This window comes from Nonomuraea sp. NPDC050451 (assembly GCF_044458585.1).
Genome location: NZ_JBITHZ010000040.1, coordinates 58286 through 71745 on the forward strand (window position 1 = coordinate 58286; position 13460 = coordinate 71745).

The following is a 13460-nucleotide window of genomic DNA, read 5'->3' on the forward strand; positions in this document are numbered from 1 at the left end:
GGCGCTGCCCGAGCGCTCCATCGCGCGTAGCGCGCCCCGCTGTGAGGACCATGCTGTTGCCCTGGGTCAGGCGTGGGTCAGGACTTCTTCTGGGATGACCTTCGGTACGCCGCGTAGCCCGATCAGGGCCAGCAGGGCCACTACGGCCAGGAGGGCTGCGGTGACCAGGGCGGTCAGGTGGAGGCCCTCTATGAAGGCTGTCTGGGCTGCTCGCATGAGTTGGGCCGCCTGGTCCGGGGGCAGGGTTGCGGCCGTGCTTACCGCGCCGGCGATCGACTCTCTTGCGGAGTCGACAGCGGAGAGGCCGGTGGGGAGGTGCAGGTTGGACTGGTAGGCGGTGTTCAGGACTGTGCCGAGGATGGCGATGCCCAGTGCGCCGCCCAGTTCGAAGGCCGTTTCCGAGACCGCGGCGGCCGCGCCCGCGCGTTCCCTGGGGGCCGTGGCGAGGACGTTGTCGTTGTTGACGGTGAAGGTGAAGCCGACGCCGACCCCACCGATGATCATGACGGGGAGCAGGACGAGGTAGTTCAGCGAGGGGCCGAGGGTGCTGTAGTAGAGGAACGCGCCGGCGTTCATGGCCAGGCCCAGCGCGACCACGCCGTTCCTGCCGACGCGGTGGATCAGCTTGGCGGCCAGGATGCCGCCCACCGCGCCGCTCAGGCCGCCCGGCAGCTGTGCGAGGCCCGCCTGGAGCGGCGACCAGCCCAGGACGAGCTGCAGGTACCAGCCGAACATCAGCATCATGGCCGACATGGTGAAGATCGCCAGCAGGTTCGTGACGATGGACGCGCTGAACGCCCGCCGCCTGAAGAGCCGGACGTCGATCAGCGGATCGGGCAGCCGCACCTGGCGCCACACGAACAGGCCCAGCAGCAGGACTCCGGCCGCGCCCGCCGCCAGCACGTCGGCGTGCTCCAGGCCCTTGTGCGCCGCCTCCTTGACCGCGTAGACGGCCGTCACCACGCCGGCGAACGAGAGGACGACGCTGACCAGGTCGATCCGGCCCGCGTGCGGGTTGCGCGACTCGGGCAGCACCAGAATCCCGCCGGCCAGCACCAGCAGCATGATCGGTACGTTGATCAGGAAGACCGAGCCCCACCAGAAGTGGTCGAGCAGGAGCCCGCCCACGACCGGGCCGATGGCGAACCCGGCGGCGCTCATCCCGCTCCAGACGCCGATGGCCGCGGTGCGCTCGCCCGGGTCGGTGAACACGTTCCGGACGATCGACAGGGTGGACGGCATGATCGTCGCTCCGGCCACGCCGAGCAGGGCCCTGGCCGCGATCAGCAGCTCGGCGTTGGGCGCGTACGCCGTCACCACCGAGGCGGCGCCGAACGCGGCCGCCCCGATCAGCAGCAGGCGCTTGCGGCCGATGCGGTCGCCGAGGTTGCCCATGGTGACGAGGAGGCCGGCCAGCGCGAAGCCGTACATGTCGCCGATCCAGAGCAACTGGGTGGAGTTCGCGCCGAGGTCGGTCACCAGCCTGGGCAGGGCCAGGTGCAGGACCGTGAGGTCGAGCGAGAGCAGCAGGGTGGCCAGGCAGGCGATGGCCAGGCAGGCCCATTTGTTCTTCATGCCGCCCACTGTCGGGAACGCGACTGACGGCCCGCCTACCGCTCGCTGACCGCCCCACTCGCGGGCCCGGCTGACGGCTCCCCGGCCGCCTCACTCGCGGGCCCGGCTGACGGCTCGCCGACCGCCTCGGCTGTGGGCCCGGCTGACGGCTCGCCGGCACGTCCGGCTGAGCGGGCGTCGACCTCGGCGAGGGATGCGGCGATGCGGGCGCGGGTCTCCTCCGTGGTGTACCAGTCGGCCGGGACCTCGTCACGCGCCTGGACGAGCAGCGCGCGGGCCTCGTCCAGGTCGCCCTGGAAGAGCGCGACCTGGCCCAGCCCGAGGTGCGCCCACGCCATGGTCTCCGTCGAGCCGTTCCTGCGCGACATCTCGGCGGCCCGCAGGTAGTCGGCCCGCGCGCCCGTCGCGTCGGCCAGGTTGAGCCGGGCGTCGCCCCGCCGGCACAGGGTCTCGGCGATCTCCGTCTCGGCGCCCAGCTCGCTGGCCACCGCCAGCGCCTCGTCGGCCAGCGCGGACGCGGTCGTGAAGTCGCCCTCCGCCTGGTGGAGAGAGCCGAGGCCGGACAGCGTCATCACCATGCCCCACCGCTCCCCGAGGGCCTTGAACGCGGCCAGGCTCCGCTCGAAGTTGTCCGCAGCCTCGGCGACCCGGCCGACCGACTGCAGCAGGAACCCGACACCGCTGTAGGACAGCGCCTCCTGCCAGGGCTGGAGCTCGTCGACGCGGTCGGTGAGCACGGTGTAGACCTCGTCGTACTCGCCGGGCGGCCCCGTGAAGGCCGACAGCAGCATCATCAGGAACTCCAGCCGCATCGGCAGGTTGTACGGCGGCAGCAACTGCCGCGCCTCCGCGAGCCGCCCGCGCAGCTCCTCGTCGATGCCGCCCGTCCACGCCCTGATGAGCACGCACATGACGTACTCCTCCTCCATGCCCGGCGGATGCCGGAACCCGAGCGCGGCCAGGAGGTCGGCGGCCAGATGGGCGCTGGTGACGCGGTTGCCGCGCATCCACCAGTAGCAGGCGCAGTGGGCCAGCAGCCGCAGCCCCAGCTCCGGCCGCCCGGACGCGGCCGCCCAGCGGATCGCGGCGTCGAGCTCGTCGCTCTCCTCGTCGAGCCGGACCAGCCACTCCAGCTGCTCGCCGGTGCGCAGCCGCGGGTCGGCCGTCATGACCAGGTCGAGGCAGTGGCGGGCGTGCGCCTCGGAGATCGACTCGGCCTCGCCCGACTCCGCCAGCCGCTCCGCGCAGAACGCCCTGATCGTCTCCAGCATCCGGAAACGGCCGTCCACGAACTCCACCAGCGACTTCTCCGCCAGCGAGAAGAGCACATCCTCGGGCAGCCCGCACACCTGCTCGGCCACCTCCGGCCGGGCGCCGCCGACGAACACGCTCAGCCGCCTGGCCAGCCGCTGCTCGCTCTCGTCCAGCAGGTCCCAGCTCCACGCGACGACCGCGTGCAGCGTCTGGTGCCGGGGCAGCGCCGTACGGCTGCCCCTGGTCAGCAGCCGGAACCGGTCGTCGAGCCGCGCCGCCACGTCCGACACCGGCAGGGTGCGCAGCCGCGCCGCGGCCAGCTCGATGGCCAGTGGCAGCCCGTCGAGCGCCCGGCAGATGCGTACGACCGCCGCGGCGTTGCCCGCGTCGACAGCGAAACCAGGCCGTACGGCGGCGGCGCGGTCGGCGAACAGCCGGACCGACGGATAGTCCAGGGGATGGCCGGCCTCGGGCGGCGGCAGCCGCAGCGGCGCCACGGGCAGGATCGACTCGCCGGTGATGCCGAGCGCCTCGCGCCCGGTCACCAGCACGCGCAGCTCGGGGCAGGAGGCCAGCAGCAGGTCGGCCAGCTCGGCGGTGGCCGCGACGACGTGTTCGCAGTTGTCCAGGACCAGGAGGAGCCTGCGGCCGGCCAGCGCGGTGACGAGCCTGGTGGCCGGGTCCACGGTGAGGCGGTCGGGGGTGGGCGGGGCGTCGCGGATGTCCAGGGCGGACAGGACGGCCCCCGGCACGCCGGCGTCCTCGGAGACCGGCGCGAGCCCCACGAAGCACACGTCGCCGGCCTCCTGCTCGGCCGCCTCGGTCGCCAGCCGCGTCTTGCCCGCGCCGCCTGGGCCGATCAGCGTGACGAGCCGGTTGGTCCGCAGCCTGGCGGCCACCTCCTCGATCTCCTCGGCCCTGCCGACGAAGCTGGTGAGCTGGGCGCGCAGTCCCTGCCGGCGCCGGGCCGCGGGGGCGGAGTCGGGAGCGGAGACGCCGAGCGCCGGGTCGGCCCTGAGCACGGCCAGGTGGGCGGCGGCCAGCTCGGCTCCCGGCTCGACGCCCAGCTCCTCGTCCAGGATCTTCCTGGCCTCGTCGTAGACGGTCAGCGCCTCGGCCTGCCGGCCGCTGCCGTAGAGGGCGCGCATGAGCTGGGCGCGCAGCCGCTCGCGCAGCGGGTGGGCGGCGGTGAGCTGGCTCAGCTCGGCGACCAGCTCGCGGTGCCGGCCCAGGTCGAGCTCGGCCTGCACGCGGTCTTCGGTGGCGGCCAGCCGCAGCTCGGCCAGCGCCGCCGCGGCGGCCTCGGCGTGCGGGGCGTCGGCGAGCGGCGTGCCCCGCCACAGCTCGAGCGCCTCGCGCAGGAGCGTGGCCGCCCGGCCGGGGTCGCCGCCGGCGAGGGCCTGCCTGCCCTGCTGCGCCAGCAGCTCGAACCTCCGCGCGTCCACGTCCTGGGGGTCGGCCACCAGCCGGTATCCCGCCGGATGGAACTCCACCAGGTCCCTGCCCAGCGCCCGGCGCAGCCTGGAGACCTGCGACTGCAGCGCGTTGGCCACGCCCTCGGGCGGCCTCGGGCCGTACATGCCGTCCACGAGCTGCTCGCCGCCGACGATGCGGCCGGCGTGCAGGGCGAGCAGCGTCAGCAGCGCGCGCACCCGGGGACCGCCGAGCGCCACCGGCTCGCCGTCCTCGCCCAGCACGCTGGTGGGCCCGAGGATCTGGAAGCGCATGCGTCGATTATCGCGGCTGCGGCAGCAGCGCGCTGATCTCCGCGTAGGTCGGCAGCGGAGGGGCCTGCCTGCCCCGGGCGGCGGACACCGCCGCGAGCGCCCCGTGGAGCGCCGCCCGGTACAGCAGCGACCCGGTGCTCACCCTGGCCACGCCGGCCTCGGCGAGCTGGGCGAGCGTGGGGCCGTCCGGCTGGTGGAGGACGTTGAGGGGGAGCGGCGTGCTCGCGGCCACCTCGGCGATCTCGCGCAGATCGCTCATGCCGGGCACGAAGATCCCGTCGGCGTGGCCGTAGGCGGCCACCCGTTCGCGCGTGTCGCCGGTCTTCAGCCAGTACGTGTCCGTACGCGCGTTGACGAACACACCGTGGCCCTTGGCCGCCTCGATGATCCGCTGGTGCAGCTCGATCGGGCGCAGCGTGCCGTCGGGGCGGCCGTCCTCCAGGTTGACCCCTGCCACTCCGAGCGCGGCGAGGCTCGCGACCAGGTCGGACACCTCGGCGGGGTCGTCGCTGAAGCCGCCCTCGATGTCGACGGTGACCATGACGCCCAGGTCCTTGATCGATTCGGCCAGCTCGATGGTCTCCGCCCTGGTGGCGCCGGCCGCGTCCGGTCTGCCGTACGCGGCGGCCACGCCGAGGCTGGTGGTGCCGATCGCGGGGAAGCCCTCCCGGGCCAGGAGGGCGGCCGAGCCGTAGTCCCAGGCGTTCGGCAGCAGCAGGGGGTCGCCGGGGCGGTGCAGGTCGTGGAAGTTCATGAGCGGCTCGCGTCGAGAAGGGCTTCGAGCACGCCCGCGGCCAGCGCGAGCGCGTGGGCGGGCCCGGGACAGGGGCGCACGCCGTGGCCGAAGGTCAGATGGGGAGTACGGCCGCGCGAGAGGTCGAACCGGTCGGGATCGGCGAACACCTCAGGGTCGCGGTTGGCCGACACCAGGTCGATGGTCACCTCGTCGCCGGTCCGCGTGTCGAGCCTGCGGGTGACCTTGAGCGGCGGGTCCTGCCTGAGCGTCTCGTGCAGCAGCGCCTCGGGGTCGGCGCCGGGTCCGGCGTGCCCGAGGGCGTTCTCGATGAGCGCCTCCGTGGCGGCGTGCCCCTGCAGCAGCAGGGTGATCTCGGGGATCGTGGCCTGTTCGAGCAGCTCGGCGACGGCGGCGTCGGCCGCTGGGCTCTCCTCGCCGGACAGGTAGCCGGCCGCGGCGGCGGCCACGGCGCTCGTGTCCTTCACGCCCAGCGCGGCGCCGAGCACGGCCGTGGGGACGCCCCGCCAGTCGCCGCCCCGCTCCAGCGTCATGGCCCTGGCCGCCGGTCGCAGGTCGGCGGGGTCGACGGCGGCCAGCCGCTCCTCCAGCAGGCGGCGCCGCCCGGCGTGGGTCTCTCCGGTGCTGAATCTCGACACCTGGGCGCGGAGCCAGGCCAGCGTGCCCTCCTCGGCGTCCTGTCGTACGGGAGGCGGCACGTACCTCGGGTCGGCGAGCACCGCCTCAGCAGCCGCGTGGCGTGTGATGAGCATGGTTCCACGCTAGAACGGCGTCATTTCGTCGCGGGTCGAAGGGTGGGGGCATCAGGCCGCCAGGCGGTCGGACCGCTCGGGGCGTTCGGGCTCGGCCGGAACGGCCTGGGTGTGCACGGCGGGCCGCTTCGCGACCGACACCAGCGCCATGGCGACGAGCAGCGCCATCTCGGCCAGCACCACGCCCCGCTCCAGCGGGCCGTAGTAGCCCGCGCCGCCGATCAGCGGCGAGGTGAGGGAGGCCGGGTGGGCCGCCAGGTAGAAGGCCAGCATGGCCGCGGAGGTCACGCTCAGGGCCCGGACCGCGTTCCACCCGGGCGCCGCCGCCCGGCCCCTGGCCAGGGTCCAGCCGGCGACCGGCAGCGAGGTGAACACGACGGCCGCCGCCCACCGGTGGATCTCGCCGGTCAGCGAGCCGACCTGCGAGTTGCCGGGGTCCGTGGGGAAGATCGCGCTCATCATCAGCCCCGCCGCCCCGGCCAGCAGCAGCACCCTGGTGGCCGCGGTGCGCGCCGGGTCACTCGCCGCCAGCCCGTACGCCAGACACAGGCACGCCCCCGCCAGTGCCAGCATCCCCACGAGGACGGGCACGAGCCCGCCGGAGACGAGCGCGTAGTCGCTGAGCAGCGGCTGCGTCGGCAGGGCGACCTGCGCGTACGCCAGCGCGCACGCGGACACCACCGTGCCGGAGACAGCGCCCCAGACGCTTTGGACTGGGGTCATCGGGCCACCTCATCGTAGATCTGCTCAAACCGGGCCAGCGACGACCGGTCGTCGTGGGTGAGCGCCAGCTCCCTGCTGGCCTTGCCGAGCCGGGCCCGCAGGTCCTCGTCGGTGAGAATGTTCGTCAGGTGCCTGGACAGGGAGATCACGTCGCCCGGCTGGAACAGGTATCCGTTCTCGTCCACCAGGTGCGGCAGCGCCATCGCGTCGGCGGCCACCACCGGCAGCCCCATGGCCATGGCCTCCAGCGTGGCGATGCTCTGCAGCTCGGCGATGCCCGGCATGGCGAACACGTCGGCGGTGGCGAAGGTCTGGGGCATGAGCTCGTCGGGCACGAAGCCGAGGAAGGAGACCCGCTCGCCGACGCCGATGCGGGCGGCCAGCCGCTCCAGCTCCGCCCGCTGGTTGCCGCGGCCGACGAACACCGCCTGCGCGTCGGTCTGGTTCAGCACGAGCGGCAGCGCGCGGACGATCTCGTCCAGGCGCTTCTCCTCGTCCAGGCGGCCGACGAACAGGATGGTGGGCCTGTCGGGCAGGTCGAACAGCTTGCGCGCCCACGCCTTGGGCTCGGCGCGCGGGTGGAACCTGGTCAGGTCGATCCCGCAGGAGACCGCCTCCACCTCGCGGCCGAAGCCCTGGTCGGCCAGCAGCTTGGCGGCCAGCGGGGTCGGGGTGGTGATGCGGTCGGCGCGGTTGAAGATCCGGCTGAAGTCGCGCCACGCGATCCGGCCGGCCTTGATCCGCAGCCGCTCGGGGATGTGGCAGAACTGGAAGAGGTTGTCGGGCATGAAGTGGTTGGTGGCCACGATGGGCACGTCCGCGCGCCGGGCGGCGGCGATGGCGGCCCTGCCGACCACGAAGTGGCCCTGGGCGTGCAGCACGTCGGGACGGATGTCGGCGATCAGCCGGTCGAGCCTGGACGGCACCGTGACCCGCATCGTGGGGTGGACGAGCAGCCGCGCGGAGCGCAGGCGGTGCACGATCACGTCGTCCACGACGTCGGCGGTGGGCGGGCCCACGTCCGACTGGCAGACCACGTGCACCTCGTTGCCGCGCGCGGCCAGGCCGGTGGCCAGGCGGTGGGTGAAGTAGGCGGCGCCGTTGACGTCCGGCGGATAGGTGTCGGTCGAGATCAGGATCCGGCGAGGCCGTTCGGGGGCCGGGGTGGGGGCGGTCTCGGCGATCTTGGGGAGAGAACGCAGGGGCATGGCCATGGAAGTGACTCCGGTTTCACAAAGGGGTGGGGGAATGAGTCGGGGGATTGTTGCGGGACTCCAGCGGGCTGGTGCGGGCCAGCGCGACGGTCCCGGCCGCGGTCAGCAGCGCCGCCGCGATCGGCACGATGCCGGTCGGCAGCGGCTCGCCGAGCAGCAGCGCGCCGAACGCGACCGCGGTCAGCGGGTCGGCGATCTGGAGCGAGGCGAACGAGACGCCGAAGTGCCCGCCCGCGTAGGCCCGCTGGAGCATCACCAGCGCCAGCAGCAGGGGCACCGGCAGCGCCAGCACGTACCACCAGTTCCAGTCGCCGTCCAGCAGCACGCGCATGAGCGTGGCCGTCGCGCCGTAGAGCACGCCCGAGCTGGTGGCGAGCAGGGCGGCCCGGCCCGCCGGCGAGGCCGCCTTCGAGGCGGTCCACAGCAGGACCGCCGCGACTCCGGCCACGCCGAGCAGCGTGAGCACCCCGTTCGGGCTGAGGTAGGTGGGACCTTCGGAATTGGGGACCAGCAGCACGAGCCCGACCAGTCCGGCCGCCACCACGCCCGCGGCCGCCAGCTCCTTGGGGGAGGGCTTGCGGCCGTGCAGCGCGGCGGCGAGGGGCAGGGCGAACAGCAGGCTGGCCACGCCCATCGGCTGCACGATGGTCAGCGGCCCGAGCCCGAGTGCGACGATGTGCAGGCCACCACCCGTCAGAATGGACGCGCCGCCGAGCAGCCAGCGCGGCTTCCGCAACAGGGCAAGCAGCCCTGGCTTGGCCGACCCGGCTGCTTCGAACTGCTGCAGAGCGGCTCCGAGCGCGAAGAACAGCGAACCGACCAGGGCGATCGCCGCGGCCAGCACAGTCATGCGCACTCCTTTCAGACGGATGGTTGCCAGACAGGGTCAAACGGACGTGTCCGCGGGAAGACGTTCTGGGGAAGCCTGGATGGCGCGTCGCTTCCTGAGCCATCTCACGAGCTCGACGAGCCCGGTGACGGACACCGCGATGCCCAGGCCGAGGAGCAGGCCCTTGATCGGGTCGTTCTCGAAGGCCATGCCGCCGAAGAAGCCGATCAGCCCGGAGTACACCGCCCACGAGCTCGCCGCGATCGCGTCGAAGAACGTGAACGAGCGCAGCGGATACCGCACGGCGCCCATGGTCAGCGTGGTCGCGGTGCGCCCGCCGGGGATGTACCTGGCCACCACGAGGACCAGGCCGCCCCGCTCGGCCAGCGCGTTGCGCGCCCAGACGAACGCCTTCTTCTCCCTCAGCCTGCCTGCCGACTTGTTGCCGATCAGGTAGGAGATGTGGTCACCGGCGAACGCGCCCAGGGCCGCCACCACGATGACCAGGGCCAGGTTCGTCTCGCCGGAGGCGGCGAACACCGCGGCGGTGATCACCGACGTCTCGGCCGGCACGATCGGGAAGAACCCGTCGAGCAGCGCGAGCCCGAACAGCGCCGCGTATAACCAAGGTGATGACATCACCTGCTGAACCAGGTCGAGAATGGCATGCGACATGAGCGTTTACTCCGATCGTCAGGGCACCCACACAGCGTGTCTGCGTGGGACGACCCGGGACATCGGGGATGCCCCGGGTCGAACGCGGACCCATCCCTTACGTGGATCAGGGCCGGTACCCGATGAAGGTAGAAACTCCGCAGGTCACGGCACATCGGACGATCGGCACGCACCACCCCCTACTTTCGTCGGGGGCTCGGTTCCGACCTCCGGGTGACACCATCGATCAAACCGGTTTCCGCAGGCGGAAACAGGAGTGGAGGTAGGCGCTTTCGGGGTGGGGCTAGCTCTACCGCGACAGTGGACGCCGCCCTACCCTGACTTTCGTCAGGGTCGCCGGCTGACTTCCGGCGGCATCCGCGGGCGCGGGCAGCGGCTACCGTCGGTGCGGTGAGACGTCTTCGCCGGGAGAGCCGCCGCCAGGTGGTCTACGACCTGCTGCTCTGGGCCGTGCTCGGCATCTTCGTGACGGCCATGGGCCCCGACCCGCTGGTGGATCCGGCCGGCTTCGCGGTGGTGAGCCTGCCCAGGATCGGGCTGACCGCGGTCGCGGTGCTGGTGGGCCGCCGCTGGCCGCTGGCCGCGCTGGTGCTGCTGTTGCCGCTGGGGCCGTGGCAGTTCAGCGAGGGGTTCGCGACCGTGGACCTGAGCTGGCTGCTGCCCAGGCGCAACGTGAAGATCCTGCCGCTGCTGGCCAGCTCGCCGTTCATCATCTGGTACGCCTACCTCACCGGCCGGCGCCTGACCGCGCTCTGGCCCGCGCTTGCGGCGTTCTGCCTGATCTCGGCCGTCGGCGTGGGCGTGGTGCTGGCCAAGGGCGGCGACCTCGCCCTGTGGGTGTCCATGGTGACCGCGCTGCTCGGCACGTACGTCGTGCCGTACCTGCTGGGGCTGCTCAGGCACAGGCTGCTGCAGGGACGCACGCAGGCGAGGCTGGCCGCCGAGGCGCAGGCGCGGCTGCGCGAGCGGGCCAGGATCGCGCGGCAGATGCACGACTCACTCGGCCACGACCTGGCCCTGATCGCGGTGCGGGCGGCCGGGCTGGAGATGGCCCCAGGGCTGAGCGAGACGCAGGTCAGGGCGGCGGGGGAGCTGCGGCTGGCGGCGGCCGACGCCACGGACCGGCTGCGCCAGATCATCGGGCTGCTGCGCGAGGACTCCGACGCGGCCCCGCTGTCACCCGTGAACGAGGACGTGACCGAGCTGGTACGGCGGGCCAGGGACTCCGGCATGCCGATCACCCTGGACCTGGTGCCGGGACCCGTGCCCGACCTGGCGCACGCGGTGGTCCAGGAAGGGATCACGAACGCGGCCAAGCACGCCCCCGGGGCCCCGGTCGGGATACGGGTCTCGCCGGAGCGCGTCACCGTGCGCAGCGGCCGGCCACGCGCCCGGTCCCTCGCGCTGCCCGGCGGGCTGGGGCTGGCGGGCCTGCGCGAGCGCGTACGGCTGGCAGGGGGCACCCTGACCGCCGGCCCGGTCGGCGACGGCTTCGAGCTGGACGTGAGCATCCCCCACGCGGGGGAGCGGGATCCCCACGCCTCGGGAGGGAATCGACGGCCCGCCGGGCGACGCTCGGAGCATGACTGAACGCAGACCGGGGATAGGCCGCGTCACCGCCGCGATCATCGCGATCGCCGCGATGCTGCCGTACCTCACGCTGAAGACGCTCTGGCTGACGGGACACCCGGTCGGGGTCGCCGATCCGGCCTTCATGAACGACCCGGCGATGATCGGGCTCAACACGATGACGTTCGGCATGGAAGCCGTCGGGCTGGTGCTGGCGCTGGCGTTCACCATGCGGTGGGGGCGGCGGCTGCCGGCCTGGCTCGTGCTGCTCCCGCTCTGGGTGGGCACCGGCCTGCTGGCAGTGGTGACCGTCACGGCACCGATCATGGTGCTGACCGGAGGGCTGGCGGTCTTCGAGACCGGCGGGGCCATCGAGCCGTGGATCTACATGATGGTCTACGGCGGGTTCGTCGTGCAGGGCGTCGGTCTCATGACGGCCTTCGTGCTCTACTCGCGCGACCGGTGGCCGGGCGCCTTCACCACCCGGATCGATCACGCCTTCGCCGGCCCGACCCGGTCGTTCCAGACGGTGGTGGCCTGGGGCGCGCTGCTGGTGGCCGGGCCGCTCGGAGCGGTCAAGCTCGCCGGGGGCCTGCAGGACCGCGTCGAGGGCCTGCTGGCCGTCGCCGGGGCCGTCGCGCTCGTGCTGGTGGTCCGGCGGCGCGGGCGCGGCCCGTTCTGGGCGCCGCTGGTGGCGGCCTGGCTCGGCTCCGGCTCCCTGTTCAGCGGCGGGCTCTACGTGATGATCATCAGCTCCGTACGGGCGCCGCTGGGCGCGCCGGGGGCGGAGCTGACCGAGCTGTTCGGCATGCTGACGGGGCTGGTCATGGGGATATGCGGGGCGTTCCTGCTGACCGAACGGTCAGGTGTGGGCGACGTGCAGCCGGCGGAGCACCCGCTTGAAGGCGAAGATGGAGAACGCGATCGCCAGCCCGCTGATCACGGCCACCGCTGACGTCCTCAGCACCATGAACCCGCCGAGCGAACCGGCCACGTACTCGTGGACGGCCAGGGCGATGCTGAGCGTCGAGTTCATGAGCAGCACGAACGCCCACAGCAGCGTGATCCTGGCGAAGAACCTGCGGACCCGCTCGTGCTTGAGCACCGCCGACGGCAGATGGATGTAGTCGAGCGTGAGCTTCTGCACGAGCGGCCTGTTGAGCCGGACGGAGGCGAGGAACGCCATGCTGATGCAGATCGTGCCCATCTCCGGCTGGATGAAGAACCACATCCACGTGCCGGTCCAGAACGCCACGAGCGCGCGGACCGTGATCGCGAACGCCGCCAGGAACATGGTCGCGGGCACCTTGACCCGCCTGATCAGCCGCCACCCCACCCCGATGTAGACCCAGGCGACGGTGGCGATGAGCGCCCCCTTGAACCCGAGGACCATCATGGCCAGATAGAACACCGCCAGCGGCGCCACGACGCCTTCGAGCAGCCGGGGGGCCGCCTGCCGGGCGAGTGCGGTCAGGCGTGGAAGGTGGACTGGGGGATGGTTCAAGGCTGCTCCGCAGATAGGCCGACGATCAGCGTCTACCCGGGCTTCGGGGGACAAGGCTTTCCAGATGGACCGCTCGCCGTAACCAGTACGGCATCACCCGCGTCCCGGGAAGCACGCCGGTGGCTTACCGTACCCGAGGAGAGGTGATGCGACTGCCTCTTTTGACGCGTTCCATCTGTTTCCACGAAAACAGCGAGGTCTTACGGCAGGCTTTCAACCGAGTGACGAGGTGGCGAGCTTCGCGCCGAATCCGAGGAACAGGGCGCCGACTCCGGAGGTCAGACCGGCGCTGAGCTTCCTGTGCCGGCGGAACTGATTGGCCAGGAACGTTCCGCTGAAGATCAGCGCCGTCAGATAGAGGAAGCTGAACACCTGAATGACCGCGCCCAGGATGAGGAACGACAGCGCGGGAGTCGTGTAGCCCGGGTCGACGAACGCGATGAAGAACGAGACGAAGAAGAGGATGGCCTTCGGGTTCAGCAGGCTGATCAGCAGGGCCTTGCGGAACGGGTGCGGCTGGCGCTCCATCCTGGCCTGCGGCTTGTCCTCCTCCCCGGTCGGCTTCCGCGATCGCCAGGCGCCCCTGATCATCTGGAAGCCCATCCACGCCAGGTAGCCGGCGCCCGCGTACTTGACGATCGTGAAGAGCAGCGGGTTGGAGCGGAGCAGGGACGCGGCGCCGGCGGCGGCCAGGAACATCAGCACGGTGTCGCCGATGAAGACGCCTGCCGCGGCGCGGTAGCCCTGGCGGACGCCGTTCTGGGCGGCGAAGCTGAGGACGTACAGGGAGTTGGGGCCGGGCAGAAGAATGATCAGGAAGGCGCCGACGACGTAGGCCCAGAAATCAGTGATGCCGAAGAACATGCGTCTTACTCCAGGGGGAG

The 13460-nt window shown here is 72.2% G+C and carries 12 protein-coding genes; 2 read left to right on the top strand and 10 right to left on the bottom strand.

The window, feature by feature from the left end; genetic code table 11:
- Positions 1-66: 66 nt before the first annotated feature.
- Genes ACIBI9_RS56605 through ACIBI9_RS56640 form a run of 8 tightly spaced genes read right to left on the bottom strand, consistent with a single transcriptional unit; the run spans position 67 to position 9503 of the window.
- On the bottom strand, positions 67-1575 hold the full coding sequence (locus tag ACIBI9_RS56605) for a DHA2 family efflux MFS transporter permease subunit (protein ID WP_397235719.1): 1509 nt from the start codon (positions 1573-1575) through the stop codon (positions 67-69).
- Positions 1576-1610: 35 nt separating this feature from the next.
- Positions 1611-4556, bottom strand: coding sequence for a BTAD domain-containing putative transcriptional regulator (locus tag ACIBI9_RS56610; RefSeq protein ID WP_397235720.1), 2946 nt, complete (start codon positions 4554-4556; stop codon positions 1611-1613).
- A gap of 7 nt (positions 4557-4563) precedes the next feature.
- Positions 4564-5310, bottom strand: a complete 747-nt coding sequence (locus ACIBI9_RS56615; protein WP_397235721.1) for an isocitrate lyase/phosphoenolpyruvate mutase family protein — start codon at positions 5308-5310, stop codon at positions 4564-4566.
- Positions 5307-6062 (bottom strand): cytochrome P450, encoded by a 756-nt coding sequence (locus ACIBI9_RS56620; protein ID WP_397235722.1) that lies wholly within the window; start codon positions 6060-6062, stop codon positions 5307-5309. Before ACIBI9_RS56620 ends, ACIBI9_RS56615 begins: the two co-directional genes overlap by 4 nt.
- Positions 6063-6113: 51 nt before the next feature.
- Positions 6114-6785: a DUF998 domain-containing protein gene (locus tag ACIBI9_RS56625; RefSeq protein ID WP_397235723.1), complete on the bottom strand. Its 672-nt coding sequence runs from the start codon at positions 6783-6785 to the stop codon at positions 6114-6116.
- On the bottom strand, positions 6782-7999 hold the full coding sequence (locus ACIBI9_RS56630) for a glycosyltransferase (RefSeq protein ID WP_397235724.1): 1218 nt from the start codon (positions 7997-7999) through the stop codon (positions 6782-6784). The genes ACIBI9_RS56625 and ACIBI9_RS56630 overlap by 4 nt, the downstream gene beginning before the upstream one ends.
- Positions 8000-8015: 16 nt before the next feature.
- Entirely contained in the window at positions 8016-8849 is an 834-nt protein-coding gene (locus tag ACIBI9_RS56635; protein WP_397235725.1) for a DMT family transporter, read from the bottom strand.
- A gap of 36 nt (positions 8850-8885) precedes the next feature.
- A complete protein-coding gene (locus ACIBI9_RS56640) occupies positions 8886-9503 on the bottom strand; it encodes a DedA family protein (RefSeq protein WP_397235726.1) in 618 nt (205 codons plus the stop codon).
- 390 nt (positions 9504-9893) lie between these two features.
- On the opposite strand from ACIBI9_RS56640, the gene ACIBI9_RS56645 reads away from it, so the two are divergent.
- Positions 9894-11093, top strand: a complete 1200-nt coding sequence (locus tag ACIBI9_RS56645) for a sensor histidine kinase (RefSeq protein WP_397235727.1) — start codon at positions 9894-9896, stop codon at positions 11091-11093.
- Positions 11086-12027, top strand: coding sequence for a hypothetical protein (locus ACIBI9_RS56650; protein WP_397235728.1), 942 nt, complete (start codon positions 11086-11088; stop codon positions 12025-12027). Before ACIBI9_RS56645 ends, ACIBI9_RS56650 begins: the two co-directional genes overlap by 8 nt.
- On the opposite strand, the gene ACIBI9_RS56655 is transcribed toward ACIBI9_RS56650, so the two are convergent.
- Positions 11935-12576 (bottom strand): VC0807 family protein, encoded by a 642-nt coding sequence (locus ACIBI9_RS56655; RefSeq protein WP_397235729.1) that lies wholly within the window; start codon positions 12574-12576, stop codon positions 11935-11937. The genes ACIBI9_RS56650 and ACIBI9_RS56655 overlap by 93 nt on opposite strands.
- 213 nt (positions 12577-12789) lie before the next feature.
- The gene (leuE, locus tag ACIBI9_RS56660) at positions 12790-13440 is read right to left on the bottom strand and encodes a leucine efflux protein LeuE (RefSeq protein ID WP_397235730.1); all 651 of its coding nucleotides are present in this window, start codon (positions 13438-13440) and stop codon (positions 12790-12792) included.
- Positions 13441-13460 lie beyond the last annotated feature (20 nt).

Excerpts from the sequence above, each read along its gene's own strand:
- ACIBI9_RS56605 (WP_397235719.1), bottom strand. The coding sequence starts at position 1,575 with ATGAAGAACAAATGGGCCTGCCTGGCCATCGCCTGCCTGGCCACCCTG.
- ACIBI9_RS56610 (WP_397235720.1), bottom strand. The coding sequence starts at position 4,556 with ATGCGCTTCCAGATCCTCGGGCCCACCAGCGTGCTGGGCGAGGACGGC.
- ACIBI9_RS56615 (WP_397235721.1), bottom strand. The coding sequence starts at position 5,310 with ATGAACTTCCACGACCTGCACCGCCCCGGCGACCCCCTGCTGCTGCCG.
- ACIBI9_RS56620 (WP_397235722.1), bottom strand. The coding sequence starts at position 6,062 with ATGCTCATCACACGCCACGCGGCTGCTGAGGCGGTGCTCGCCGACCCG.
- ACIBI9_RS56625 (WP_397235723.1), bottom strand. The coding sequence starts at position 6,785 with ATGACCCCAGTCCAAAGCGTCTGGGGCGCTGTCTCCGGCACGGTGGTG.
- ACIBI9_RS56630 (WP_397235724.1), bottom strand. The coding sequence starts at position 7,999 with ATGGCCATGCCCCTGCGTTCTCTCCCCAAGATCGCCGAGACCGCCCCC.
- ACIBI9_RS56635 (WP_397235725.1), bottom strand. The coding sequence starts at position 8,849 with ATGACTGTGCTGGCCGCGGCGATCGCCCTGGTCGGTTCGCTGTTCTTC.
- ACIBI9_RS56640 (WP_397235726.1), bottom strand. The coding sequence starts at position 9,503 with ATGTCGCATGCCATTCTCGACCTGGTTCAGCAGGTGATGTCATCACCT.
- ACIBI9_RS56650 (WP_397235728.1), top strand. The coding sequence starts at position 11,086 with ATGACTGAACGCAGACCGGGGATAGGCCGCGTCACCGCCGCGATCATC.
- leuE (WP_397235730.1), bottom strand. The coding sequence starts at position 13,440 with ATGTTCTTCGGCATCACTGATTTCTGGGCCTACGTCGTCGGCGCCTTC.